Source organism: Halobacteriovorax sp. GB3 (genome assembly GCF_028649655.1).
Lineage (GTDB): Bacteria > Bdellovibrionota > Bacteriovoracia > Bacteriovoracales > Bacteriovoracaceae > BSW11-IV.
This window is the reverse complement of the sequence record NZ_JAQSLN010000004.1, coordinates 14,387-39,549: the sequence shown is the minus strand read 5'-3', so window position 1 is coordinate 39,549 and position 25,163 is coordinate 14,387. Positions and strand designations below refer to the sequence as shown.

General features: G+C 35.7%; 23 protein-coding genes. 8 read left to right on the top strand and 15 right to left on the bottom strand.

All coding sequences use genetic code 11. The features are described 5' to 3' along the window. Positions 1-55: 55 nt before the first annotated feature. A complete protein-coding gene (msrB, locus tag HBN50_RS13720) occupies positions 56-448 on the bottom strand; it encodes a peptide-methionine (R)-S-oxide reductase MsrB (RefSeq protein ID WP_443135178.1) in 393 nt (130 codons plus the stop codon). A gap of 124 nt (positions 449-572) precedes the next feature. Next, on the bottom strand, positions 573-1,118 hold the full coding sequence (locus HBN50_RS13715; protein ID WP_273870929.1) for a CopD family protein: 546 nt from the start codon (positions 1,116-1,118) through the stop codon (positions 573-575). A 46-nt stretch (positions 1,119-1,164) separates the two neighbouring features. Between HBN50_RS13715 and HBN50_RS13710 the strand changes: the two genes are divergently transcribed. Continuing rightward, positions 1,165-1,764: a histidine phosphatase family protein gene (locus HBN50_RS13710; protein ID WP_273870928.1), complete on the top strand. Its 600-nt coding sequence runs from the start codon at positions 1,165-1,167 to the stop codon at positions 1,762-1,764. Here the strand turns inward: HBN50_RS13710 and HBN50_RS13705 are convergent. Then, the gene (locus HBN50_RS13705; protein ID WP_273870926.1) at positions 1,759-3,213 is read right to left on the bottom strand and encodes an SLC13 family permease; all 1,455 of its coding nucleotides are present in this window, start codon (positions 3,211-3,213) and stop codon (positions 1,759-1,761) included. The two genes, HBN50_RS13710 and HBN50_RS13705, sit on opposite strands and share 6 nt — an antisense overlap. Then, complete coding sequence (locus HBN50_RS13700; protein ID WP_273870925.1) at positions 3,200-4,786, bottom strand: phosphoenolpyruvate carboxykinase (ATP); 1,587 nt, start codon at positions 4,784-4,786, stop codon at positions 3,200-3,202. Before HBN50_RS13700 ends, HBN50_RS13705 begins: the two co-directional genes overlap by 14 nt. Positions 4,787-4,983: 197 nt before the next feature. On the opposite strand from HBN50_RS13700, the gene alaS reads away from it, so the two are divergent. Both alaS and HBN50_RS13690 read left to right on the top strand, forming a co-directional pair. Next, positions 4,984-7,611: an alanine--tRNA ligase gene (alaS, locus tag HBN50_RS13695; protein ID WP_273870924.1), complete on the top strand. Its 2,628-nt coding sequence runs from the start codon at positions 4,984-4,986 to the stop codon at positions 7,609-7,611. Between the two features lie 68 nt (positions 7,612-7,679). Then, positions 7,680-9,260 carry a hypothetical protein gene (locus tag HBN50_RS13690; protein WP_273870922.1) on the top strand — a complete coding sequence of 527 codons (1,581 nt, stop codon included), beginning with the start codon at positions 7,680-7,682 and terminating at the stop codon, positions 9,258-9,260. Here HBN50_RS13690 and asnB read toward each other — a convergent pair whose 3' ends face one another. Then, a complete protein-coding gene (gene asnB / locus HBN50_RS13685) occupies positions 9,261-10,850 on the bottom strand; it encodes an asparagine synthase B (protein ID WP_273870920.1) in 1,590 nt (529 codons plus the stop codon). 138 nt (positions 10,851-10,988) lie between these two features. Between asnB and HBN50_RS13680 the strand changes: the two genes are divergently transcribed. Next, a complete protein-coding gene (locus HBN50_RS13680; RefSeq protein ID WP_273870919.1) occupies positions 10,989-11,456 on the top strand; it encodes an Lrp/AsnC ligand binding domain-containing protein in 468 nt (155 codons plus the stop codon). Here HBN50_RS13680 and HBN50_RS13675 read toward each other — a convergent pair. Next, complete coding sequence (locus tag HBN50_RS13675; RefSeq protein ID WP_273870916.1) at positions 11,453-14,188, bottom strand: ATP-binding protein; 2,736 nt, start codon at positions 14,186-14,188, stop codon at positions 11,453-11,455. The genes HBN50_RS13680 and HBN50_RS13675 overlap by 4 nt on opposite strands. Before the next feature lie 163 nt (positions 14,189-14,351). On the opposite strand from HBN50_RS13675, the gene HBN50_RS13670 reads away from it, so the two are divergent. Continuing rightward, positions 14,352-14,882, top strand: a complete 531-nt coding sequence (locus tag HBN50_RS13670) for a hypothetical protein (RefSeq protein WP_273870915.1) — start codon at positions 14,352-14,354, stop codon at positions 14,880-14,882. On the opposite strand, the gene HBN50_RS13665 is transcribed toward HBN50_RS13670, so the two are convergent. Beyond that, complete coding sequence (locus HBN50_RS13665) at positions 14,883-15,386, bottom strand: Tll0287-like domain-containing protein (RefSeq protein WP_273871518.1); 504 nt, start codon at positions 15,384-15,386, stop codon at positions 14,883-14,885. It lies immediately after the preceding gene. 139 nt (positions 15,387-15,525) lie between these two features. Here HBN50_RS13665 and HBN50_RS13660 point away from each other — a divergent pair, with 139 nt between their 5' ends. Beyond that, the gene (locus tag HBN50_RS13660; RefSeq protein ID WP_273870914.1) at positions 15,526-16,428 is read left to right on the top strand and encodes a mechanosensitive ion channel family protein; all 903 of its coding nucleotides are present in this window, start codon (positions 15,526-15,528) and stop codon (positions 16,426-16,428) included. Here the strand turns inward: HBN50_RS13660 and HBN50_RS13655 are convergent. Then, entirely contained in the window at positions 16,412-16,954 is a 543-nt protein-coding gene (locus HBN50_RS13655; protein WP_273870913.1) for a hypothetical protein, read from the bottom strand. The genes HBN50_RS13660 and HBN50_RS13655 overlap by 17 nt on opposite strands. A 101-nt stretch (positions 16,955-17,055) precedes the next feature. Next, the gene (locus HBN50_RS13650; RefSeq protein ID WP_273870911.1) at positions 17,056-18,078 is read right to left on the bottom strand and encodes a helix-turn-helix transcriptional regulator; all 1,023 of its coding nucleotides are present in this window, start codon (positions 18,076-18,078) and stop codon (positions 17,056-17,058) included. Between the two features lie 190 nt (positions 18,079-18,268). On the opposite strand from HBN50_RS13650, the gene rpsU reads away from it, so the two are divergent. Further along, complete coding sequence (gene rpsU / locus HBN50_RS13645; protein ID WP_273870910.1) at positions 18,269-18,496, top strand: 30S ribosomal protein S21; 228 nt, start codon at positions 18,269-18,271, stop codon at positions 18,494-18,496. Positions 18,497-18,668: 172 nt separating this feature from the next. Further along, positions 18,669-20,615, top strand: a complete 1,947-nt coding sequence (locus HBN50_RS13640) for a methyl-accepting chemotaxis protein (RefSeq protein ID WP_273870908.1) — start codon at positions 18,669-18,671, stop codon at positions 20,613-20,615. Between the two features lie 14 nt (positions 20,616-20,629). Here the strand turns inward: HBN50_RS13640 and HBN50_RS13635 are convergent, their stop codons facing one another. From HBN50_RS13635 to HBN50_RS13610, 6 genes are all read right to left on the bottom strand, one after another. Then, positions 20,630-20,806: a hypothetical protein gene (locus tag HBN50_RS13635; protein ID WP_273870907.1), complete on the bottom strand. Its 177-nt coding sequence runs from the start codon at positions 20,804-20,806 to the stop codon at positions 20,630-20,632. Further along, positions 20,803-22,176, bottom strand: a complete 1,374-nt coding sequence (locus tag HBN50_RS13630) for a GMC oxidoreductase (RefSeq protein ID WP_273870905.1) — start codon at positions 22,174-22,176, stop codon at positions 20,803-20,805. Before HBN50_RS13630 ends, HBN50_RS13635 begins: the two co-directional genes overlap by 4 nt. Beyond that, positions 22,163-23,128, bottom strand: coding sequence for a hypothetical protein (locus HBN50_RS13625; protein WP_273870904.1), 966 nt, complete (start codon positions 23,126-23,128; stop codon positions 22,163-22,165). Before HBN50_RS13625 ends, HBN50_RS13630 begins: the two co-directional genes overlap by 14 nt. Then, positions 23,100-23,720: an ADP-ribosyltransferase domain-containing protein gene (locus HBN50_RS13620; RefSeq protein WP_273870902.1), complete on the bottom strand. Its 621-nt coding sequence runs from the start codon at positions 23,718-23,720 to the stop codon at positions 23,100-23,102. The genes HBN50_RS13625 and HBN50_RS13620 overlap by 29 nt, the downstream gene beginning before the upstream one ends. Positions 23,721-23,876: 156 nt before the next feature. After that, the gene (locus HBN50_RS13615) at positions 23,877-24,248 is read right to left on the bottom strand and encodes a hypothetical protein (RefSeq protein ID WP_273870901.1); all 372 of its coding nucleotides are present in this window, start codon (positions 24,246-24,248) and stop codon (positions 23,877-23,879) included. A gap of 98 nt (positions 24,249-24,346) precedes the next feature. Next, on the bottom strand, positions 24,347-25,084 hold the full coding sequence (locus HBN50_RS13610) for a hypothetical protein (RefSeq protein ID WP_273870900.1): 738 nt from the start codon (positions 25,082-25,084) through the stop codon (positions 24,347-24,349). Positions 25,085-25,163 lie beyond the last annotated feature (79 nt).

Below are 25,163 nucleotides of genomic sequence, written 5' to 3'. Positions count from 1 at the left end.
CTCCCTATTGATTACATCATTTTAGTGTATTCAAGAGAGAATTTGTGACAAAGTTTTAATCTTTTTTAAAAATTAAAGAAACTGAATTAATACAATAGCGAAGACCTGTTGGTGCTGGGCCATCTTCAAAAACATGCCCAAGATGTGCTCCACAGCGAGAACAGAGAACTTCTGTTCGAACCATTCCAAATGAACGATCCGACTTCAAAGTTATGTTCTTTTTATTGTGTACATCATAGAAACTTGGCCACCCCGTACCAGAATCAAATTTTGTATGTGAATCGAATAGCTCATGTCCACAATTCGAACAAAGGTAATGACCTTTATCTTTTATATGAAGAAGATCTCCAGTGAAGGCCCTTTCTGTACCATGTTCTCGTGTGACATAGTATTGTAGGGGAGTGAGGTTTTCTTTCCAATATTGTTGCGACTTGTTTTTCCAATCGATTTGATTCTTATCAACACTTTCTAAGTGTTTTCCTATTTGGCTTAACTCTTCTTTGCCTGCAGACTTTTTAAGAAAGTTACAACTCGAAAGGAGAGTTAATAAAGAGAAGAAGATAATTGTTAATTTAGTTTGTCGCATCCTTGTCTCGCACTTTTTTATAGGTTTTAATTGCAAACATGAGTAATCCTGTAAATGCAATAAGTCCTAGGATTCCATAGCCCATACTTAGAACATCTTTAAGAACGACTAGAAAGACGATGGCCACAAGAAATATTGTTGCCACTTCATTCCATACTCTTAACTTAGTGCTAGAAAGTGTGATTTTGTTACATTGAAGATTTTTATAGATTTTTCCACAACTTAGGTGGTACCCAAACAGTCCTAAAACAAAGAGTAACTTTACGATAAGCCAAGGATTCTCTGTAAGTGGGAAAAAGTGGTGAAAAAGACTTAGACCAAAAAGAATTGTTAAAACAGCACTTGGCCAAGTTATTCCATACCAGAGTCTCTTTTCCATAATTTTAAATTGGTTTTGAAGGATAGACTTTTCTGGTTCTGGTTTTTCCTCTGCCTCTGTGTGATAGATGAATAGGCGTACGATATAAAAGAGTCCCGCAAACCACGTTACGACAAAGATAATGTGTAAGGCCTTTAAATAAAAATAGCTCATTCTAACTCCAGTTGATCCTCTCTAAACTATCACGTACACTTAATTTATGAAAACAACTTTCTATATTTTTCGACACGGACAAACTGATTGGAATATTAATAAGAGACTTCAGGGGAAGACTGATATTCCTCTCAATGAACTTGGTCTCGAGCAGGCCTCTAAGCTTGCAGATCATATGAAGTCGTTGCCATTAGATATGATTGTTTCATCTCCACTCATTCGTGCTCAAAAGACGGCTGAGTTAGTTAATCAATATCATAAGCTAGAAATTGAATATGATATGGGGCTACGTGAGCTTGATTTCGGTGAGGCAGAGGGACTAACAGTTATTGATGCCCAAGAAAAGTATGGCGCAGATTTATGGAACAACTTTATCAATCACGATGAAGAATCGAATAAGTTCTGTTTTCCAGGCGGAGAGCCTAAAGGACTAGCGCTAGAAAGAGGTCTTAGTATGTTGAAGAGGTTGTCTGAAAATCAGCATGAACATATTGCCCTTAGTTCTCATGGTGGAATTTTAAGACTTTTGATACATAGCTTTTTGCCAGAGGGAACTGAACCAATTCAAATATCGAATTGTATTCTTTATAAAATTGAATATGAGGACCAGAAAGTGAATATTTCTGGTCCAATTTGGTCATTATAAGAAAAAACTGATTATTAAAATAACGACAGCTAAAAAGACAAAGGCCAAAAGATTCAAACCGAATCCCTCTTTCACCATATCGATTAATTTAACATTTCCGGAGCCATAAATGATTGTGTTTGGCGGAGTCGCTACAGGCAGCATAAAGGCCATATTACAGGCAAGAGCAACAGCAATCGCTGCTATTTTTGGCGAGAAGCCAGCTTTTGTTGAAGCTACAATTACTAGAGGGACAAGTATATTTGCACTTGCTGTATTTGAAGCTAGTTCCGTTGTAAATATTGTGACAAAAACGAGAAAACATAGAATATAAATAAAGCTTTCACTTGTAACGCCACTGAAAAGTGCATTTGAGAATGCTTCAGCAAGACCTGTTTTGAAAAGTATTCCACCGAGACTAAGTCCACTACCGAAAAGGAAGAGCGAAGGCCAATCAATAGATTTGGCATCATCGAGTCCTAGAATCTTTACTCTCTCTGTTATAGGAAGCATGAAGAGAAGACTTGCTAAAAAGATAGATACAACTCCCGCTGGCATATTTGTTTTGAAAAAAGAAACCAAAGGATGGCCTTTTCCAATAATGAGGGGAAGAAGGCTCGGTGAAAACCAAAGGGTAACGGCCGATGCAAAAATAAACATGACAACCATTTCATGTCTGTTGATTGGAGGTAGCATTTTCTTTTCTTCTAGAAGTGCTTCTGTATTGTATCTCTCTAAGGTGTTCGGTACCTTTCTAATAGTATAAAGATAAAGAATGATGAGAAATAATACTTCGAGTGGAAACCCAAAGAGAAACCACTGAAAGAAACCAATTTTGATATTTACAAGAGTTTCAAGAAAACCAAGAGCAATGAGGTTGGGAGGAGAGCCTAAGGGAGTTCCTATTCCACCAATTGTTGCTGAATAGGCAACGCCAAGTAAAACAGTAGATTTTAACTTCTCATCTTCTAAGTGCAAATTATTTAAAATCCCAAGAACAATAGGTAACATCATTGCCGTTGTTGCTGTATTTGAAACCCACATCGAAAAAAATGCTGTGACGATGTAGATGGCCATAATCGTTCTTTTGAAATTCCCTGCAATGAGTGGCAGAGTTAATATATTGAGTGCAATCTTTCTATCAAAACGAAGTACTTCGAGTGCTTTAGCAATGAGAAATCCTCCCATAAAGAGAAAGATGATCTGATTGCTAAAAGGGCCAAATGCTTCTTGTGTCGTTGCGACTCCCATGATGATTGAAAGACAAACTCCAAAAATTCCTGTTATAAAAAGTGGAACTCGGGTAAAGAGCCAGCCAGAAACAACCCAAGAGAAGATCGCTAAAAATTTTTGAGCATTTGGTACTAAATTTGTTTCGAGATTTAAAATGAGAAAAAAGAAAAAGGGACCGATAAACAGTCCCTTTTTTAATATCTTTAAAAGAAGTCTTTTAAGATTATTTACGACCATGAAGAGGTGCCCCTTCAATGTTTACGTCATAGAAGTCTCCAAACTTTTTCATTTGCTCATGGAAAGAAAGGGCCAACTCCTCAGCTTTAGCTGTGTAGTCATTTGTATTTGGCCAAGTCTTTTGTGGAGCGAGAAGAGTTTGTGGAACATCTTTAACTTCAGCAGGGATGTTAAGACCAAAAATTGGATCTTGCTCTACTGGAGTATCATTCAGAGTGTTCGCTTGAATACTTCTGATAATCTGTCTTGTGATATGTAGTGGGAAACGTTGTCCCGTTCCGTATGCACCACCAGTCCAACCAGTGTTGATCATCCATACTTTAATATCATGTCTATCGAGGTAATCTCCAAGAAGTCTTGCATATTCTGATGGGTGTCTTAGCATAAAAGGTGCTCCAAAACATGGAGAGAAAGTCGCTTGTGGCTCTTTAACACCAATTTCTGTTCCAGCCAGTTTCGCTGTATATCCTAAAACAAAGTAGAACATTGCTTGTTCTTTAGTTAGACGTGCTACGGGAGGAAGTACTCCAAAAGCATCAGCCGATAGGAAGAAAATATGGCTTGGAAGTTTTCCTCTTGAAGATTCTTCTAGCTCATCGATGAAATTAAGCGGGTATGATGAACGCCCATTTTCAGCAATTGATTTATCAAAGAAATCTACAGTAGCTGTTTCATCATTCATGACAACGTTTTCTAACATTGCTCCGAACTTATTTGAAGCTTCAAAAATTTCTGGTTCAGTCTCTTTAGAAAGCTTGTATGTTTTTGCGTAACATCCACCTTCAAAGTTAAAAATACCTGCATCTGAAAGTCCATGCTCATCGTCACCGATGAGATAAGTTCCTTCATCTGTTGAAAGAGTTGTTTTCCCTGTTCCCGAAAGACCGAAGAATACAGATGTTTCCATGTTCTCAAGACGTGACGCTCCTGAGTGCATTGGAAGAATTCCTCTTGTTGGTAACTCGTAGTTCATTGCTGCAAACATTGATTTCTTAATTTCTCCAGCATAGAGAGTTCCAACGATGATTGTTGTTTTAGATTTAATATCAGTAACAACACAAGTTTCTGATCTTGTTTCAAATTCCTTAGCATCAAGAGTTAATTCTGGAGCGTGAAGAATTGTGTAATCACTGTCATTAAATTCACGCATTTTATCTCTGAATAGGTGATTAGAGAAAAGGGCGTGGTTTGGATTTGTTGTAACAAGACGAGCACCAAGATTGTGAGTTTCATCAGCTCCAACAGATCTCTCTGTGATATAAAGATCGCGCGCTTCATTGTGATAAGCGATTACTTTTTCTTTTAGTTTTTGAAACATTTCTGGAGTCATTGGAAGAAAATTATTTTCCCACCATACAGTGTCGAGAGTTGACTCATCTTTAACGATGTAACGATCGTTGGCCGAGCGTCCAGTGTGTTTTCCAGTTAAAACTACAAGTGAACCATCTTTTGTAAGACGACCAATTCCTTTTCTTACTGTCTCTTGAATAAGAAAAGCAGGGGCCGAGTTTAGATGAATTTTGTTTGGCTCTCGGTTCGTGTTAATACCTAAATTTTTGTAATACTCAAACATAGCGATCTCCGGTAACGCGTAGTGTATAAATTTTAAAGTAATATGCCAGATTCTACATAGAATTACCCTGATTGCCATCATCTTTTGGCGAATTTTCACCAGATTGATGAGCTATCTCTAGATGCGTTGTGTTTCTTTTGGTATAAAGATGAGGAATTTTTATTACTTAATTAACTCTGTGCATAAAGGTTGTTCACATGATGAAGAAAATGAGCTCACTAGAAATTCGTGAGAAGTTTTTAGAGTACTTTGAAAATAATGATCACTTGAAGATTAAGGCATCTTCAGTTGTACCTCAAAATGATCCAACCCTTCTTTTTATTAACTCGGGGATGGCCCCTCTTAAAAATTATTTTCTTGGAAAAGAACAACCACCACTTCCTCGTCTTTGTAACTTTCAACCTTGTATTAGAACGAAAGATATCGACGATGTGGGAGATAGACATCACTTAACAATTTTTGAAATGATGGGCTCGTGGTCTATTGGTGATTACTACAAAGAGAAAGCTTGTAAGCTTGCTTATGATCTTCTTGTTGAAGGTTTAGGATTTCCTCCAGAAAAATTATATTTCACAGTTTATGGTGGAAATGAAGCTCTTGGGATTAAGCCCGATACAGAATCAATTGAAGCATGGAAAAAATGTGGTGTACCTGAAGATCATATTGTTGTTCTTGGAGACGATAACTTTTGGGGACCTGCTGGAGAGACTGGACCTTGTGGACCATGTACGGAAGTTTTCTTTGATACAGGTGCGCAGTATGGGCCTGAATATAAACCAGGCGGACACTTTGATGATGTAAGTCGTTACATTGAAATTTGGAACGCTGGTGTTTTTATGGAGCTTAATAAGAAAAAAGATGGAACGTTCATTCCTCTTCCTCTTAAGTCTGTTGATACTGGTTCAGGTCTTGAAAGACTTGCTATGGTTATGAATGGGCATGACTCTGTTTATGAAACTGATCTTTTGAAGCCACTTATTGATCTTGCTGATTCACTCATTGGTGGAGCTAAAAATGAAGCGGATATGAGAAAGGTAAGAATGCTCGCTGATCACGTAAGAGCGGCAGCGTTCATTCTAGGTGAAGGTGTTATGCCAAGTAACGAGGGGCAAGGATATATTCCGAGAAGACTTATTAGAAAGTCTATTGCGGCTCTTATTGCTAAAAAAGTTAAGAAGATCGACTTCACTTCAATGGTAGAGAAAACGCTTGAGATTCTTGGTGATCACTACCCACAAGTAAAGAATGCTAAAGAAACGATTCTTTTTAATATTAATACAGAAGTTGAAGAGTTCACACCGATCGTTGAAAAAGGTCTTTCGATGATTGACGAAATTCTCGCCAAGGGAGTTAAGAAGTTTTCTGGTAAAGAAGCTTTTGATCTCGTTTCTACCCATGGTCTTCCTCTTGAAGTTATTCAGTCTCATCTTTCAGATGCGCAAGTTGAACTTGATATGAATGAGTATGAAAAGTGTTGGGAAGAACACAGAAAAGCATCTCGTGTTATCTCTAGAAAGGGTGGTCTATCAAATGATCAAGAGAAGCTTGAAGAGATTTTTCAAGAAGGGGATGCTACGGAGTTCAAAGGTTACGACCATCTTGAATTCGAGTCTGTTGTTACAAAAATTATTAAGGGAACTGATGTTGTTGAATTTGTTTCATCTGGTGATGAATTTTCATTCACGACAAAAGAGACTCCTTTTTACGGCGAAAGTGGTGGACAAGTAGGTGATAAAGGTTACGTAACTGCCCAAGCTGGTAAGGCCGAGATCGTTGATACTGTAAAGGTTAAAGATAAGCACGTTCACATTGCTAAAATCGTTGAAGGTGAAATTAAATCGAGTGACAAGGTTACTCTCGTTGTTAACGAAAACACAAGAATGTCTACAATTAGAAACCACTCGGCAACACACTTAATGCATTCAGCTCTTCACGAAATTCTCGGAAAACACGCTGTTCAAAAGGGATCACTTGTTAGACAAGATCGTTTACGTTTTGATTTTCAACATCCTCAAGCTGTGACGAAAGAAGAATTAGAAAAAGTTGAAACACTTGTTAACAAGTGGATCATGGAAAATAAGATGGGGCAGGTTAAACTATGTCCTTATGATGAAGCGATAGAGTCTGGGGCAATGGCCCTTTTCGGTGAAAAATATGAATCGGATGTTCGTGTCGTTTCTTTTGGAGAGGAATCAGTAGAACTTTGTGGGGGAACTCACGTAAAAGCTACTGGAGATATTGGACTTTTTCTCATTGCAAGTGAGTCTTCTGTTGCAAAAGGAATTCGTCGTATTGAAGCTGTAACAGGTGAAAATGCAATTAAGCTTATGCAAGAGAGAAATAGACAACTTCGTGCAGCTTCTGATGAGCTTAAAGTTAAGCCTGATGAGATTGTAACGAAGCTTAAGGATATGAAAAAAGCACAGGCCAAAAAGAAAAAAGAAGCAAAGGCCGCTAGTGCTTCTAGTGTTAGCTTTAAAAAAGAAGTTAGCTTTCCTGCTCATGGATCAACTTTTTACAGTGCTCTTATGACTGATGATGCAAAAGTGATCAAAGAGATTGGAGATCAACTTGTTGATAAAGGTGAGAAGAAAATTGTTTGTCTTGTTGGACAAGATGAAAAATCATTAAAGACATTTGTATGGGTTCATAAAGACTTAATCTCTAAAGTTAAAGCAGGAGATCTTTTAAAAGAAATCCTTGCTCCACTCGAAGGGCGTGGCGGTGGAAAGCCGTCTTTTGCTCAAGGAGGATCACCAAAAGTTGAGATGGTTGATCAATTATTTGAACATATTGAAACAAAAATTAAAGAAAAACTTTCCTAAGTAGCTAGGCCTCTTTATTAAAGAGGCCTTTTTTTTAAGATTAATTTGAATAAATCGATAAGATTTACATGAAAAAACTAATCTTAATAACTCTCTTACTATCAATTCAACCAACTCTTTCAGAGGAATCCGGCCTAGGTTCTTTAGGTAAAAAATATGCTGATGCCGCTGGTTCTGGCGGTTGGTCTATGGGAGCATATGGCACAAGCTCCGGTGGAATCTACGGCGGAGGATTTGGAGTCGCCAACGTTGGAGGCATTGGCTCAATGTCTGGTTATCCTGGCACAAATACTGACCCATCAACATTACCTTTTGCTTTCAAAAATTTAGACGGAAAATATGAAATAACGGCTAATAATGTCGAATCATATGCTGGAATAATTGGTAGCGAGCTGGAAGCTAGACTTTATAGTGAAGGCAGTGAAAAAGAACTATCGGCAGTTTTAGATAAGTATATCCAAGAGTATGATCTTTCAAATAGTAACTCTCTTTTTCAAGACCGAATTATTGAATCAATCGCCACTAAGTTTATGAATCGTATGAATGTGTTCAATATGGAAAGTGGTCAAATGCAAAGTTATCCGACTGAGAACTTACAAAAATTAAAAAACACATTAAGTAATTTAAATATACCATACCCAAGTAGCATGGAACATTTAGAAAAATTTAATGAACTTTATAATAAAGAGAATCCTGATGTTGATGAATTACTAAAAATCTATGACAAGCTACCTAAACATATGTCCGACAAATTATATAATAATATGAGTATGTCTTTTGGAAGCGACACAGATTCACTATTTAAACTACAAAAAGCTTATATTAATAGTATGACGACAAATGATGAATTATTGAATTTCTATGATAATCAACAGATGTTTATAGGTGACTCAAGAGATAAAGAAGAGATTTTAGACTATCTGGCGTCCAAAATAGATATGAACGCAAAAGGATATTTTAGAGATTCTTTTATTTGCCAACCAATTCTAAATGCTTTCAATCTCACCGAGAAAGGGAAGGCCATTCAAAATCAAATGATTCTTGAAAGTGGTTTTAGTATGCCAGCTGAATATGAGAGCAGCTTACAAGGCAATGCAGATCAAGAAGAGGTTTATAAAGAAATTCAAAATAAATGGAACGTAACTCAAATTAAAAATTTACGTAGTAATTTGAAAAGAATGCAAAAGAATAAAGTTGATTTTGATGTCGTTTGTAATAATGGATTGACAGCGAGAGATCAATTGAAAGAAATCATAGATGCTGGACTTATTTATGAATCTGAAATTCCAAACATTGCAATAGATAAGAAAAACGCAACGAGCCCTTGTGTCACAATGAATGGAAGTATTGATATTCCTCTTCTTTGTAATATGGATGATGTCATGACAAATCTTCACAATTCAATTCTACGCAATAAAAGGATAGCTTCGAGAAAAAAGACCGATGGTAAATTAACTCTTACAAGTAATGTGACAAGCGATCATTGTTCATTAACCTTTTTTGAAACATACAAAAGAAAAGAAGGTCAAATAGGTCGAGAGAGTTTAGAAGTTGTTATTGATAATGATTCTACAAACAAAACGTTTAAGTTAAGCGGAAATGATAAAGAAGCTTTCCTAAAGAAATTAGAAAAGCTTCTTAAAAAATAATTATTCTCCAGATTTACCGTAGTTTGGAAGGACTCTAGCACTAGGGTCCTCCACATCACAGTTTTCCCATTCTTTATTTGGAAGCCAAAAATCTTTGATAAGATCACTTTTACCCTCGAAATGTCTTTCAAATATTTCACGGTACATCAGTGCTTCCTTTGTTTTTGGGCAAGCATGTGGATACTTTTCTTTTGCTTTTAAAAGATCCTGCTCAGAATAGAGAGCTTCTGCATGCGCCTTGAGATAATCAACGACAGCGTGTCCTTGAGCGTCTGAAAAGGCCGCTTTTTCACGATAGAGAATATCGTGAGGAAGATAATCTCCTTGTTCAAAGGCCTTTCTTAGAAGATGCTTTCCAACTCCTGTGGAATTCATTTTAAGTTTTGGATCGATTTTCATAACAAAGTCGACAAAGTCTTTGTCGCTAAAAGGGACTCTTGCTTCAAGAGAGTTTGAGCTGATACAACGGTCAGCTCTAAGAACATCGTAGATATAAAGTTCATCTATTCTTTTCTTTGCCTCTTTTTGAAATTCCTCTGGACTTGGAGCAAAGTCAGTATACTTATAACCAAAGAGTTCATCAGAAACTTCGCCAGTAAAAAGAACTTTGATATCCGTTTCTTTTTTTATGAATTCACAAACAAGGTTCATTCCCATTGAAGCTCTAATCGTTGTAATGTCATATGTTTCAAGGCGATAGATGAGATCATCTAATGTTCTGAAGATATCTTCTTTTTTAAAGAGAACTTCTGTGTGATCAGCTCCAAGATAATCTGCGACAATCTTCGCATACTTAGTATCGATAGGACCTTCTTCGATTCCAACGGCAAATGTTTTAATTGGTTTTTTACTTTCTTTAGCCGCAATAGCACATACTAAGCTTGAATCGAGTCCACCACTTAATAAGAAACCAATAGGTGCATCTGCTTCTAGTCTCTTTAATACACCTTGAGATAGCTTTTCTTTAATACCCTGAAGGGCCTTTTGCTCATCTTCAATATAATCAGATTTAGAAACTGTCGTTAAGTCGATGAAGCGATGAAACTCTTGACCATCGTAGTAATGTCCAGGAGGGAAAGGGGATATTTCTTTACAGTGGGAAAGAAGGGCCTTAACTTCACTGGCAAAGAGAAGTTGATCTGAGTCCTTGTGCTTTCCATAGAACATCGGTCTTATTCCCATATGGTCCCTTGCCGCTAGAAAAATTTCTTTTTTTCGATCATAAATGACAAAGGCAAATTCTCCATCGAGAACTTTAGCCGTTTTTTCTATTCCAAGAGTTTCAATAAGAGGAAGGATTACTTCACAGTCACTTTTCGATAGAAAGGAATAGGTATCTTCAAAGTCACTGCGAATTACTTGATGGTTATATATTTCGCCATTACAAACAAGAGTAAAGTGTTCTGATTGAAAAGGCTGATCCCCTTTAGAAGTCGGGTCCATGATCGCAAGTCTTTGAAAGCCAATGAAAGCTCCTCCATCAAAGATTGCCTTTGTATCATCTGGTCCGCGATAAAAGATTTTCTCGAGAGATGCTCTCAGTTCTCTCTCTTCTTTTTGATCAACAATTCCTGTTAGAAATCCACACATAAATCCTCCTTGGATTGGCGAATTGTTATTAATTTACGGCTTTTTCTGAGTAACTTTCAATAGGTAAGGGGTTTTGCTTGTGATTTATTTAAAAAGGAGGCTCTTTTTATGGTATATTATCAAAATAGGAGGCTGAAAATGGCTCAGAAATATGAAATTGATACTCTTGATTACCGTATTTTGACGATCCTCCAAGAGGATGCTCGTAGGCCTTTTTTGGAGATTGCTCGCAAGTGCTCAGTATCTGGTGGAACAATTCATCAACGTGTAGAGAAATTAAAAGAGATGGGGATACTGAAAGGTTCTAAGGCGCTTATTGATTATAAGAAATTAGGGCATAAAGTAACTGTTCTTTTGGGGATTCATCTTCAATCTGCAAAAGATGTTTCCAAGGTCATTAAAAAATTAGAGAAATTACCTGAGGTTGTAGAAGTACACTATACGACGGGAAACTACGCTCTCTTTACAAAGATCGTCGTTATGAATATTGATCACTTTCACAAATTTCTCGTTTCAAAACTACAAGTGATCTCTGAAGTCGAATCGACAGAATCTTTTATATGCCTTGATACGCCCATTGATCGAGAACTACAACTTAGGCCCTAGAGTTTTTCAACACGCTTAAGCGCCTCTTTAAGAGTATCGATTGTCAGTGGCTTTGGGATAAAGTCATTCATACCTGAGTCAATACAACGTTTTTTATCTTCTTCTTGGGTACTGGCCGTAAGAGCAATAATCCAAGGTTGTTTGATAGAAGATTCTTCTTTTCTAATTTCAACAGTTGCTTCATAACCATCAAGAATAGGCATGTGACCATCCATAAAAATAATATCGTATGATTTATCAACTTGAGCTTCATAGGCTTCTTGACCATTATCGACAACGTCTGGTTGATAGCCTAGCTTTTGTAGAAATTTACGAGCAACAATTTGATTTACTTTATTGTCATCAGCAATGAGAATTTTGTATTCCTTTTTCTCAAAAACTTCCTGCGGTTTTTCTTTTTCAATTGCAGATTCTTCCTCTTCTTCTGTTGTGGTACTAGAATCTTCAATGGCCTCCAGGGTAAAGAAGAAAGTAGAGCCTTCTCCCTCTTTACTTTCAGCCCAGATATTTCCATTGAGCATTTCAACGATTCCCTTACAAATTGTAAGGCCTAGCCCTGTACCACCGAATCTTCTCGTTGTTGATGTATCGGCCTGAGTAAAAGGGGAAAAAAGATGATTGATACTATCTGCATCGATTCCAATTCCACTGTCTTTGACTGCAAATTGAAATGTGAATTTCTGATCAATTGTTTTAATCGCCTTAACATGAATTTCTATCGTTCCATTTTTTGTAAATTTGATAGCATTACTTAAAAGGTTTAAAAGAATTTGTTTTAAACGAATTGGGTCTGTCACAATACGTTGCGGGCAATTGTCATCAAAAATCAGATCAATTTTCGTATTATTTTCTTTTGCTTTGGAATAAAGAAGAGATATAGGTTCTTGAACCACATCGTAGAGATCGATTCCAATACTTTCAAGATGTAGTTTGTGCGCTTCCATTTTAGAAAAGTCGAGTATGTCGTTGATGATTTGCAATAAAGATAGCCCACTACTTTTCATTGTCGCGAGATTCTTCTTTCCTTCTTCAGATAAATTTTCTTCTTCAAGGAGAGTCAGCATTCCGAGTACACCGTTTAGTGGTGTTCTAATTTCGTGACTCATTGTTGCTAAAAATCGTGACTTTGTCTCTGTCGCCTCGGCCATTTTTTGTCTTTGATCAACAAGCTCAGTGATATCCATGCGTATACTAATGAATTTTAAGATTTCACCTTTGTCGTCTTTAATTGGAAGAATAATTGAGTCGACCCAGTAGAAAGATCCATCTTTTGCTTTGTTACGAATGACCCCTTCCCAAGGATCTCCAGCAAGGATTGTCTCCCACATTTGTTTAAAGTAAGCTTCATCATGATAATTGGAATTGATAATTTTATGAGTTCTACCAATTAGTTCTTCTCTCTCATATCCAGTCAGTTTACAGAATTTATCATTGACATAAGTAATGATTCCTCTTGTATCTGTTTCAGAAACACTCGCCTTTGAATCGAGCGCAAGTTTTTGTGAGTTTAGAAGAATATTTTGTTGTCCAATCTCTTTTGACATATGAAGAAGAGTTCTAGAAAGTTCTGCAACTTCGTCTTGGCCCTCTATTTTTAAAAGGTCTTCTTCACTAATTGAAAAGTCTTTATCTTGATCAAAACGCGATGTAATGGTCTTTAAGTAGCGAAGAGGTACTAGTTGTTTATTGATATAAATAAAAGAAAGTAAGGTTGCAGCTAAAACAATTAAAAAGAGAATTAAGGCTTCATTTAGTAGTCCTGAACGAACTGCTCCAGTGATTACATCAATATCAGAAATAAGAGCAACTCCAAGGTAGTCATTGGGATTGAGTTCATTATAGTGAATCTTCGAGGCGATAATGAGACGCTCTTTATCAGTTAGAGAGACTGTTTTTGTCATTTCACTAACGGTTTCACTCTTAAAGAATTTTGGTAGACTTTTATGTACGATATCTGCTTTTGTAAATTTCCCGTTTGCATCAATGGCATTAAAGTAGCGATTTGAGTGCAGGAGGATATTGTTATTTGAATCAGTAACAAAGTACTCAGTATTTTCAGCAACGACTTCAGAGATGTCTCTAAAAATTCCTGTGTAGTCCATGTTAATGATGATAAAGCCAAAGGGAGTATCGAATTTTTCGTAGATGGGAACGGCTGCTCGTAAAACGAGAGTATAAGGAATTTGAACTTTTCCATATTCTCTATTGAGAGAAAAAGGTGACAGATAAACTTGATTCTCTGTGAGTTTAAAAACTTCTTGATAATAATCTTCATTTTTCTTCTCTTGAAGATTTACCTCTTTTGTTCTTTCAATGCGAGAACCAATTCTTTCGACTCTAAGCATCTCTTTACCATTGTCGCTGTGACTAATGTAGCGAATTTGGAGGTAGTGAGATTTGGCAATGAGCATTTCTTTGAAAATTGTTTCCAGTCGATCTTTCCACTGGCCTTCAGAAGATTTTCCTTTCTCATCAAAACCTTTGTTTTTCTTGGCACGAAGAATTCCTTGAATAGGAGGTGTTGCAGAAAGAAAAAGAGCATCGTTTCTTAGTTCTGAAATTCGGCTATTCACATTGTTTGAAATGATACTCGCTTGAGATTCATTTTCTTTGATTTGCTTTTGAGTAAGAATCTTCTTGTTGTTATAGAGATTAACGGTCGCTAAGATTGTCATCGAAGCAATGAGAATCATTAAAATATGGCTTACTAATCTGTGGGATAAGTTTTTCATAATTTCTATCTTTTTTTGAAGTTCTCATACCTTATCGATGATTTCTTTGATTATTCGAGTCTTTTTACAAAATTTATATTTCGTTTATTTTCTATAAATTCCAGTAGTTTAGGTGTTGTTATTCTTCCATATTTTCACAATATTTCCTCTCTATGATGGAGTTATGAAAGAAATAATCCTTCTTATCCTCTATTCTTACCCTCTAATCTCTTTTGGTGGAGTTGAAATTTATGACGAATACAAGAGAGGGATTTGTGAAGTTTACAATCCAAATACAAATTCCATTGAAACAAGAGTCGCGCATCATTCGGGAGTTGCTGGAGTTTATAATCCAAAAAAGAAGATCGTTGAGTGGAAAGAGATGTATAAACATGGGGTGGCCGGTGTTTTTAATCCTCACTCTGGAAAAGTCGAGTGGCGATTTTACTATAAGCATGGTGCCTTCGGAATTTATAATCCCGATACAAAGAAAATTGAATGGAGACGAGCACCAAAGCGAGGAATTTTTGGCGTCTACCATCCTCTGAAAAAAGAAATCATCTGGAAAGAAGAGTACAAACAAGGAATCGTTGGTTATTACGATGAAAATTTAGAAGAGATTGTCTGGAAGAGCTTCTACAAAAGAGGGGCTAGCCTTGTTGAAAAAGGGCTCACAACTTTTCATTCTCGCTGTAGCTACTATGGTGGTGAGTAGCTACTCTTTATAGGTCGCCCAGAAAAAACCTCGAATCTGACCTATTTTGTATCCTGTTGCTTTATCGTTGGGATAGAGCTTCTTAATTTTATGTTGAATTGGTGTAGATATATTTTCTCCATGACATGTGAGGCATAGGGGAGCTGTGACAATAGGTTTTATAAGGCCCTTTGTCTTACTATCTATTTGTACAACGAGATAGGGTGATTTTATTTTCTTGATATGAAAGTCCTCCATATAAGAGATCATCCAATCTTTTGGTTTATTATCAGGATTTCTGTTTTTAAAACTGACTCGTCCAATTTTGAGATCTTTTGTTGAGAGTTCACTACTTATTTTTGGAGCTTGAATATGACAGGTCTCAATCGCATTGACAGGAGATTTTCTCATTGAGGATTTGAGTTCTTTTTTTAGTTGTGAGCCTAGAGATTGAATTGTTTGGAGTACTTCTTTCTCACTAGAGAATGTACTTAGTGGCAACAACGAGAATGTTAAAAGAATCATTAATTTCACAAAATACTCCTGATTAATTTACATACCTATTATAAGGGAAACTCTATAGATTTACTTTGATGTAGATCAAATTAATTAGAAATTTACTCCGCCATTTTAAATAGGTGAATTTCTTTGTTAGGGTAGATGTATGGAAATTAAAATTTTAGACTACATTTACCCACTCTCGATAACGTTTACTTTTTTTCTGATCTACTTTCTTGCAATTTCTAAAATCAAGAGAATTGAAAGAAAGAGAATGAAAACTATTGATCGTAAGAATATTGAAGATGCTGTTGAAACAGATTCTCCAGTTGATGATCAAGAGCAATATATTAAAGACATCGGTCAAGAATCAGCAGAGACACGATTTACATTTTTGAAGAATGCTCTACCGGTCATTCTTATTATGATGTGGGCGATTTTTATTTCTGTGCCTTTTCTTGGAAAAGTTCCGACAGTTTATGTTTCTATCTTTACAGCAATTATCTCAGTTCTTGTGGGTATTGCCTTAAGACCATTTTTAGAAAACCTCTTTGCTGGGGTTGTTATTACGTTCTTTAAATCGATTCGCGTTGGAGATACTGTTATTATCGATGATGAGTATGGATTAATTGAAGAAGTCACTTTAACTTACTCTGTCTTAAAGCGTTGGGACTGGAATAGAATCGTCATTCCAAATTCAAAAATGCTTCAAAAAGAGATTAAAAACTTAACTCTTTCCGATCGATTTATCTGGGCCCATGTGGAGTTCTTTATTCATCCTAGAACCGATATCGATCATATTAAAAAAATTGCTATTCAGGCCGCAAAGAAGTCACCCTACTTTAATAAAACAGAAGAACCTTCATTTTGGGTAATGGATCTGCATAAAGACTCTGTTCGATGTTGGATTGCTGCATGGGCAAATTCACCTTCTGATGCCTGGGAGTTGAAATCAGATATTCGTTACAGTTTAACAAAAGAATTGGCCGGAACTGGAATTTACTTTCATTCGAATTACTATGAGAAGGTGGGCGATGATTTAGCCGTGCCTTTTATAAAAGAGGGTTAAAGCTTATTTCCTTTACAGGAATAACTGTCTTAATATTGTACTTTTTTGAAAGTTCATCACTAACTTCAACCAGTTGGTAGCGGCCAAATTGGTTGGTATTAAACAGCACATAATTACTAGTTATAGTTAGATGATCGGAGGGGATAATTCCTATGTGGGAAGCACCTTGATTCATTTGAGTGTGATAGATTATGGCCAATCTCGAACGTGCAATTGTTCTTGGTATTTTAACTTTTACGCTCATTATTGGTAAAACTGTGATTTTTTGAATATTTCCTTTAGGAGCAATTGAAAAAGCTTGAGAGAGGGATTTGAGTTGAAACTTCTCACGAAAGTAGTTATTCACGATTTTAAAAAAGTTTTTATTAACTTCTCCCACCTGAACTTCATTAGTAGAATAGTTAAGCTTGTTACTTAATTTAACAATGATCTCTTCATTGAAGTCAGTTTTGTAATGCACATTCTTTGTTTGATCAAAGGTACAAGAACTAACAATAAATAGAAAGATTAGACCTATAAACTTCAAGTAAACTCCTAAATTTGTTTATAGTCTTAATTATATAAAAGAATTGAATGTGGAATGTGCCGAGTGTCCCAAATAATTGTGCTCTATGTTTTTACATGATTTCAGAGGTTTCTAAGCCAATCTGACCATAAGTGATCAGAACCCTGCTTAGACAGAAAGAGGTCGGAATGTATCTTTTTTTGTGCTTGTTTGGGAAGGATGCCAAAGTAGTTTTTGAAAGCTCTTGTAAAGCTTGATTCACTATTAAATCCACATTCAAATGATACTTGGGAAATACTTAATGAGTTACTGGCATTAGAGAGTAGGCGATAGCTCTTTCGCATTCTTCGCTCCTGAATGTAATTTCTAATACCACCTGAATTTTTAGGAAATAGTCGATAAATAGTTGTTCGTGGAAGACTTAGAAAGTGACAAATAGACTCAACCTTTAAATGAGGATCATGAAGGTTCTCTTCAATATAATTTTTAATTCTAAAGACATAAGCATTTTCGTTTTCTTCAATGGCCTTGCCTTGTTCGCTATTGTATTTGAAACTCATGGCCGAAACAGCAAGGTCAATAGATGGTGAGACAATTAAATGAGCATGATGAGAATCAATTTTATCGACAGAAGCATGAAGCGTTCTAATATGCGTATAGAGAAGCATAGCGAATGGATTCTCCTGAGTATTGAGAATCATCCCATGAACATGATCGAGGTTTAATTTCTTATTTAAAAGAAGTCTTCGCGGGATAATAAGAGAGAGATTGTGAAAGAAGCTATTTTTTGCAACCCATGGTCGCGTAGAGTCCATTACAATAAGGTTTTTCGAAGTACAGGCTTCATAGGTCTTTTCTTCTAAGGGATTTGTACTACCTTCAAGAAAGAGTTGAATTTGAATATGATCAAGGCCATCTTGAGCGATCTTACTATTTGAGCGGGTAAAAAGCTGCTCATAGGTTTTACAGTCAATTAGCATCAACTCGCCAAGAAGATAGCCCTTGATAACGGCCTCGAATTGGTCTTTTTTGACAGAATAATCTTGAGTCTCATAAACGACACTAATACTTTCGCGATAAGCTTCAATCTTTTCTTCTTTAGAAAAGTTGACGGTGTTGAATTCTGTACTCAATATTTTAGTCATTTGTCCATTTTAATTAATTAAATAGGCATTCTTGAAGAAGCTTTTGTGCTTAAAACCTTAAATTGAGAAAAATTGTAGTTAGTAGAACTAACTATTTGAACATTGGTATTCGTATTTTACGAATACCAATGATTTTGGCCTTAACAAATACGTTGGAGTGATAGAAGATGGCACGTTAAGGAGGATATTTATGTCTAATACTGTAACAGTAAAAATTGAAATTAAAGAGGGTATGACAGCTGAGCGATCATTGAAAAAGTTCAAAAGACTTTGTGAGAGTTACGGGGTTTCAAAAGAGTATAAAAAGAGAAAAAGTTACTCGAAGCCTTCAATATTAAAAAAAGAAAAACGTGAAGCCGCTGAAAAACGACGCTTAAAATTGATCAGAAAATCTTCTGGAAGACGATCTAAAATTTAATCATCTATGCCCCACTAGTTTTAATAGCGGGGCAAAACAGTCATTTAATATTTAAGCTTTCCTTAACTTTTCAGTTGTCCAATTTTTATAAGAAGATTTTTCACTCTAAAAAAACAAGTAAAATTTCTTGATAATGGAAATAGGATTTGTTTTGAAAAAAGTAGGGAAGTTTATGAGCCAGTTATTAAATACTAACAATATTAATTCTGAAAATGAAATTAACGGTCTTTTAAAAGCTCTTGATAGAGTGCAGGCCATTATTGAATTTGATTTAGAAGGTAATATCATTACTGCTAATGATAATTTCTTAAGTGCCATGGGTTATGAATTAAGTGAAGTACAAGGAAAGCATCACAAGATTTTTTGTGATCCCCAATATGCCCAGTCTCTCGAGTATAAGAACTTTTGGAAACGTTTAGGGGAAGGTGAATTTAACACAGGTGAGTTTGAGCGCTTTAATAAGAAAGGTGAATCTATTTGGATTAATGCTTCATATAACCCTATTTTTGACATTAGTGGAAAAGTTGAAAAAGTGGTTAAATTTGCAACAGATGTAACTGAAGAGAAACTAAGAACCGCAGAGTTTGAAGGAATGATCAATGCGATCAGTAAATCTCAGGCAGTTATTGAATTTGATTTAAAGGGAAACATTCTCACAGCGAATGAGAATTTCTTAAAGGCCATGGGCTATAAATTAGATGAGATCATTGGGAAGCACCACGCAATTTTCTGTGATCCAGAATACACAAAGACAAGTGAATACCAAGCGTTTTGGCAGAAGTTAGGACGTGGTGAATTCGATGCCGGTGATTATAAGAGAGTTGGAAAAAATGGTAACGAAATTTGGATACATGCTTCATACAATCCGATTTACGACATGTCTGGAAGCCCTTTTAAAGTTGTAAAGTTTGCAACAGACATCACTGAACAAAAAATTAGAAATGCTGATTTTAAAGGTCAACTTGAGGCCATCGATAAATCACAGGCCGTAATCGAGTTTAATCTCGATGGAACTATTATTCATGCTAATTCAAATTTTCTAGGGGCCATTGGTTATACGCTTGCAGAAATTAAAGGTAAGCATCATAGAATGTTCTGTGATCCTGAATATGCAAATTCTGCTGATTATATGAATTTTTGGAAAAAGCTCGGGCAAGGTGAGTTCGATGCTGGAGAATATAAAAGAATTGGAAAAAACGGAAAAGAAATTTGGATTAATGCCTCTTACAATCCTATTTTAGATGTAAATGGAAATGTTTATAAAGTTGTTAAATATGCGACTGATTTAACTAAAGAAAAGGAAGCCTATAATAATTTAGTCAATAGCTTTGCTGATGCCGTTGAGAAAATTAGTTCTTCATCGACAGAAATAACTAATACCGCAAATGAAATGTCGAGCGATGCTTCAAAGACTTTAGAAATATCTAAAGTTGCTGCAAGGAACTCATCAGATGTTTCAAATGGTGTGCAAAATGTAAGTGCTTCCACTGAAGAGTTAAGTGCTTCTATTCAAGAGTTAACAAAGTCTTCTTTTGAGGCCTCTCAATTCTCAACTGAAGCAACTCAAAAGACACAAGAAGCTGGAGATATTATTAATGAGCTTGGAGATGCCTCAGAGGATATTGGAGCTGTTATCAAAGTTATTAGTGAAATCGCTCAACAGACAAACCTCTTGGCCTTAAATGCTACGATTGAAGCTGCAAGAGCTGGTGAATCTGGAAAAGGTTTTGCTGTTGTTGCTAGTGAAGTTAAAGAACTTGCAAAGCAAACGGCCCATGCAACGGAGAGTATTTCTCAAAAGATTGGTAATGTCCAAGAGAAGACAAAATCTGTCGTTGTTGGAGTCGAAGAAGTTAAAACAATTATTGAAAAACTTAATGCAATTGCTGGGACGACGGCATCTGCTGTTGAAGAACAATCAGCAACGACAAAAGAAGTAAGTAAGATTCTCTTTGATTCGAATTCTGGGGTCAAAAAGATCTCTGATATCCTTACAGAAGTTGAGCATTCTGCTGATAAAAGTGCAGATGGTGCTAAGGGGATGTTAAATCTCGCTGAGAATTTAAATGATCTCTCTATTGATCTAAAAATGCTTGTTGATAATGCTAGATTAAAATAATTAAGGTGGCCTTCTTATTTAGAGGGCCTCTTTTCTTCTTCACTATAACTCCAGCCTGAAAGATACTTTAATTTTCCAAGCTGATAATCTTCAATAACTTTATTCGAATCGATTTCTTTTCTTTTTTTTGCTTGTGTTCCACGGCCAATCATAACGAATAGTATTGAAAGGAAAGTTCTTCTTGTTTTCATGATAAATTCCTAAGATAGTTTGAAAGCCTTATTGAAAGGGCGAGTAGAGTCATTGTTGGATTCGAATATCCAGAGTATGGATACACAGATGAGCTAAGAATATATAGATTCTCATAGTCGAAGCTCCTCAAGTTTTTATCGACGACACCTTCTTTTTTACTTTTACCCAATCTTGTTGTTCCCATATGGTGATGGGCCTCCCATAGAATGGAACGATTATAATCTGATGGTAGTTCTTGGCGCAATTTTCCAATTTTGTTTAAATTTAAATGAGTATCAACATGCTTTAATATAAAAGGAATAGATGAAAAGTCATTTTCAGAAATTTTCCAGTTTAGGTTGATTTTATTTAATGAAAATTTGTCTTTTAGCTTTGAGAGCGTGATTGATGATTCCTGAACTGGTGTCATTTCAAGAAAGAGAAGTGCATCATAGAGCTTGCCTTCTTTCGCTTTATTTGTGGGAGCTTCTTTTTGATTAGAAGAAAGATTATCAATATAAATACTGAAGTTCAGCAATTGATTATCGATCATTATTTTTTCTTTGAGCGAAAAACCTCTTTTAAAGCTCTCCGATAGAAGAGGCTTTTTCGTAAAATCATTATATAAATAGAGTGATTTCTCTAAGGGGATAATGAGATGCTCATGAAAGTATTTTCCTAAATGGGTGTTTGAAATATTGTGTTCTTTGTTCCAATTGAGAAGAATTCGAGTTGATTCGATACCACCTGCTGCAAGTACGATATGCTTTGCTTTAATCTGATAGGTACTAGATCCATTTGTTACATCAATAGAAGTAATAGTCTTCTTAGTTATTGAGCAATTTGTTATGGCCGTATTTAGATAGAGATCAATTCCCTTTTCTTTTGCTAAGTCTTTCAGAAAAACTTCTTTAAAGTTTGCTCTCTTTGTAATTTCTAGAGTTGTATCTCTCAGTGAAGTCGTGTTGAAAATTTTATCAAATGGTTTGCGATCACTTAAGCCTAACAGAGGGGAAACAGCACTATAATAGGGATCAAGATCCTTCTTTGAAATAGGCCAATGGCCTTTAAAATCAATTGAATCGAGGGGTTTTACCCATCCATCCCATATCGTAGAGGTCCCGCCCATTGTTCTCATTCTTGAACGAGAGAGGTATTTATCTGCCACTTTTACAAGTTCATTATTGGATTTGCATTCAAAGTGATGTGGCTTATAAAAGTCTTGTGAGCTGTCGGAGAAGTTGAGATCTCCTGCTTCAAGCAGTAGTACATTTAGAGATGATCTTCGTGATATATCAAGGGCAAGAGTTATTCCACTTGGACCAGCACCAATAATACAAAGATCATATTGTTTTTCTGTGATCGATTTATCAAGCTTATTGAATATCATTTCTTTTTCCAATACATCTTACATATTGTGAGATCTGACGATCACTACCATCGAATACCCCAAATTTACCATCGTAGAGCCAAACACTATTTCTATAGTCTGATCCAGAAGTTGTAGACCACATTTTATAATCAATGCGTGGAAGTACTTTTCTGATTCCGTGTGTTTCTGCAATCATCCAATCGATTCGAGAAGGAACTTTCCATTGAACCCGTTCATTTTCGAGATAGCCTTTAAAGGCATATCTTTCATTCGAATCATGAGCTTCATCTGATTGTTTATATTGGTAGGGAGTCACCTTTGTTAGCTCTTTATGGTCATGACAAACTGAAATAGGATTTTTTGGTTGGAGAGCAATACCCACTTTGTAGGGGGTCTCATTGTCCCTATAGCCAGGCTCCGCTATAAACTGAGTCTCTAGGATTGATTGATCTTTATTTTTCGCATAACCAGTTGCTCGATACCAATTATATTTTTTATCTGTTCTGTCGCTCCAAAGTAGATTGGTCGCTGTATCGATCCAGACTTCGTATTGCTGGTTTGCTTTAATGACACTAACTAATTTCCATGTGATTTTTAGTTTCTGACTTTCAAAGTGAGAGAGCTTTTTGTTCGAAGTCGCACAATCTTTTATTCTTTGATCAATTGTCCCATTCAAACCACAGGCTTTTATTCTATCTCTGCTACCATTTTCTAAATTGTGAATTGTTTCAAAATATCCTTCTTTTTCTTTTGGACTATTTGTAAACTCACATTGCCATTGATGATTCCAAAGGCATGACTTAAATCGATCATCAGATTGTATGAAATTAGATGCCAGAGGATCTGTATAATTTTCAAAGGATGTGTATGGGTGAGTGGTATTTTTTGTAGAAGTTGAACAAGAGATTAAAAGAGTGAGAGGAAGAGTTGTTAATGAACTCTTAGTTGTTTTTGGTAAGAATTTCTTCAACCAGGATTTCTGTATATTTTTCATTTCTATTAACATCTAAGACTTTAAAGTTAGTAAAGCTTGTAAGTAGAAATTCATACTCTTCTTTATGAATTGAAATAGGCCATACTTCTTTGGCGTTGTATGCCTTAATGATAAAGTGTACGTTTTCTACAAAGTATAGATTATGAAAAGCCGAGGTACTTGTAAAACCTTTCCATAAAAAAGTTTTTCCTTTTTTATATTGTGCTAGAAGTGACTTTGAAAGTCTTGTTCCCCTGTTGAGAAGTCGTCGTGATGAGGGAAGTTTGCTTAAAGCACTTTTAAGGAGGTCATATCTTTTTTTCTCTATTTGGTTCATTTTCAAGTCATTCCACAGAACCTTGTTGATATACATGCCATCTGGGTCAATATATCTTTCGAGAGCATGAAATTCAGAGGGAGTAATTGTGCTCTTAATAACTTCTTTCTTGGAGGCACTTTTTGAGAAGTCTCTTTTTGTATTTTGAAGACAAAATTTAGCTGTTTTAAAATTTCTTATCTCTTGAAATTCGCAAGTACTGCTATAAGAGTTATCTGTGAAGAAAAGGGCTATTAAGAAGAAAAAGAACATAATTATAGATTAATCATTTTTTAAAGTTAATCAAAAGGTTTTATGTCCAAAGTTGTTGAATTTATTGAATAATGTTTAAGAAGTTTTTAAATGTTTTCTTTTTTTTATGAGTGCAAAGAAAAGGCCTACAAGAAGTAGACCTTTTTTATATAAAAATTAGTTGCAAGAGTCTTCTAGTTCTTGAAGCCCTTTTTGAAGAGTTTCAAGCTCTTTCTTTGTCACATCACCCATACCCATATCGTACATCTGCTCCTTTAGAGCGAGATTTTCTTTTTTGAGTGCTAGTCTTGTTGCACAAAGAACTCGTCTTCCTGTTAATACTTCATCTAAACTACAGTCAAGCGCCGCTGCAATATCTTGTGGACTGGCAAGACCAACTTTAAACTCGGCCAATTTAAGATCAACACTTTCGCATTTTCCAGATAGCCTTTCTTTCGTCTGATTCACTAGTCGATCAACAGTTTGATACATGCTCGCAGATGAAAGACTTGCACTAAGAAGTAGAATTGTTGTCATTAATGTTTTCATATATTGAACTCCTTTTTGAATCGTGAATTGATTACCCACCTTTCATATCACATTGTTAAATAATTTTAGAGTGAGTGGGTTAAAAATACATGAAATTGCTATAGTGAAGTTAATCCTAAGAGGATCGCATCATCTGGAAAAATATTTTGAAGCGAATTAACGAGAGCTTTAAGATCGGGTTGCTCTGATAGAATTCTTTGTAATTCTCTAAATTCTGAAACAGAGGCCTTACCAATGATAAGATCAATGACAAGCAACTGCTCTGATGAGAGGAGTTGGTGTTTTACTAGTCCTTCTTTTAAAAGACTAGCTTGCCCTTGTGAGTTTTGCTTATAGGCCATTATAGGGATTGAGATGAGTTTCAATTTTATAGAGTGATCTTCTACTAAGGATGGGTTTCTTAGAATTGAATTTATAACAATCTCATATCTATTAAAGTCGAGAAGTTTTGAAAAGATATATGAGATTGTATTTAAGTCTTCAAAGCGAAGAAAAAGATCAATGTCATTTAAATTAAGTAAGTCGTAGTCGATGTAGTCAAAATAGGGATCTTTATAATCGAGAGTCAAATCGATAAAGACACCATTGTAGCGTATAATGATATTGTATTTCATCGTCGTTTTATTGATACCGGGGCAAGAAAATGACAAATCATCGATAAAATCTTCAGGCTTTTCGCTCAATTTGAGCATTTTACTAAAGAGGTTCTCAGGGCCCAATTCTACAGTAATAGTATTCGTTTCTTTACCATTCGTTAGTAAGCATTTGAATTCACTTCCAAAGCATTGGAGCGAAATAAGAGAAATAAATAAGAACTGTAAAAGCTTGTGATTCATTGCGTAAAATGTAGCAGTTTTGACTACTTTTTGAATGCTCAGTGTAGAAAATACAATCGTAACAATTCGATTTTTTGAC

Bases quoted from the DNA above. Each gene is read 5' to 3' on its own strand.
- HBN50_RS13690 (WP_273870922.1), top strand. From the start codon at position 7,680: ATGAAAAAACTAATCTTAATAACTCTCTTACTATCAATTCAACCAACT.
- HBN50_RS13700 (WP_273870925.1), bottom strand. From the start codon at position 4,786: ATGTTTGAGTATTACAAAAATTTAGGTATTAACACGAACCGAGAGCCA.
- HBN50_RS13680 (WP_273870919.1), top strand. From the start codon at position 10,989: ATGGCTCAGAAATATGAAATTGATACTCTTGATTACCGTATTTTGACG.
- HBN50_RS13675 (WP_273870916.1), bottom strand. From the start codon at position 14,188: ATGAAAAACTTATCCCACAGATTAGTAAGCCATATTTTAATGATTCTC.
- HBN50_RS13610 (WP_273870900.1), bottom strand. From the start codon at position 25,084: ATGAATCACAAGCTTTTACAGTTCTTATTTATTTCTCTTATTTCGCTC.
- HBN50_RS13630 (WP_273870905.1), bottom strand. From the start codon at position 22,176: ATGATATTCAATAAGCTTGATAAATCGATCACAGAAAAACAATATGAT.
- asnB (WP_273870920.1), bottom strand. From the start codon at position 10,850: ATGTGTGGATTTCTAACAGGAATTGTTGATCAAAAAGAAGAGAGAGAA.
- HBN50_RS13705 (WP_273870926.1), bottom strand. From the start codon at position 3,213: ATGGTCGTAAATAATCTTAAAAGACTTCTTTTAAAGATATTAAAAAAG.
- HBN50_RS13620 (WP_273870902.1), bottom strand. From the start codon at position 23,720: ATGTTCTTTTTCTTCTTAATAGCCCTTTTCTTCACAGATAACTCTTAT.
- alaS (WP_273870924.1), top strand. From the start codon at position 4,984: ATGATGAAGAAAATGAGCTCACTAGAAATTCGTGAGAAGTTTTTAGAG.
- HBN50_RS13640 (WP_273870908.1), top strand. From the start codon at position 18,669: ATGAGCCAGTTATTAAATACTAACAATATTAATTCTGAAAATGAAATT.
- HBN50_RS13635 (WP_273870907.1), bottom strand. From the start codon at position 20,806: ATGAAAACAAGAAGAACTTTCCTTTCAATACTATTCGTTATGATTGGC.
- HBN50_RS13660 (WP_273870914.1), top strand. From the start codon at position 15,526: ATGGAAATTAAAATTTTAGACTACATTTACCCACTCTCGATAACGTTT.
- HBN50_RS13715 (WP_273870929.1), bottom strand. From the start codon at position 1,118: ATGAGCTATTTTTATTTAAAGGCCTTACACATTATCTTTGTCGTAACG.
- HBN50_RS13670 (WP_273870915.1), top strand. From the start codon at position 14,352: ATGAAAGAAATAATCCTTCTTATCCTCTATTCTTACCCTCTAATCTCT.
- HBN50_RS13615 (WP_273870901.1), bottom strand. From the start codon at position 24,248: ATGAAAACATTAATGACAACAATTCTACTTCTTAGTGCAAGTCTTTCA.
- HBN50_RS13710 (WP_273870928.1), top strand. From the start codon at position 1,165: ATGAAAACAACTTTCTATATTTTTCGACACGGACAAACTGATTGGAAT.
- rpsU (WP_273870910.1), top strand. From the start codon at position 18,269: ATGTCTAATACTGTAACAGTAAAAATTGAAATTAAAGAGGGTATGACA.
- HBN50_RS13665 (WP_273871518.1), bottom strand. From the start codon at position 15,386: ATGATTCTTTTAACATTCTCGTTGTTGCCACTAAGTACATTCTCTAGT.
- HBN50_RS13650 (WP_273870911.1), bottom strand. From the start codon at position 18,078: ATGACTAAAATATTGAGTACAGAATTCAACACCGTCAACTTTTCTAAA.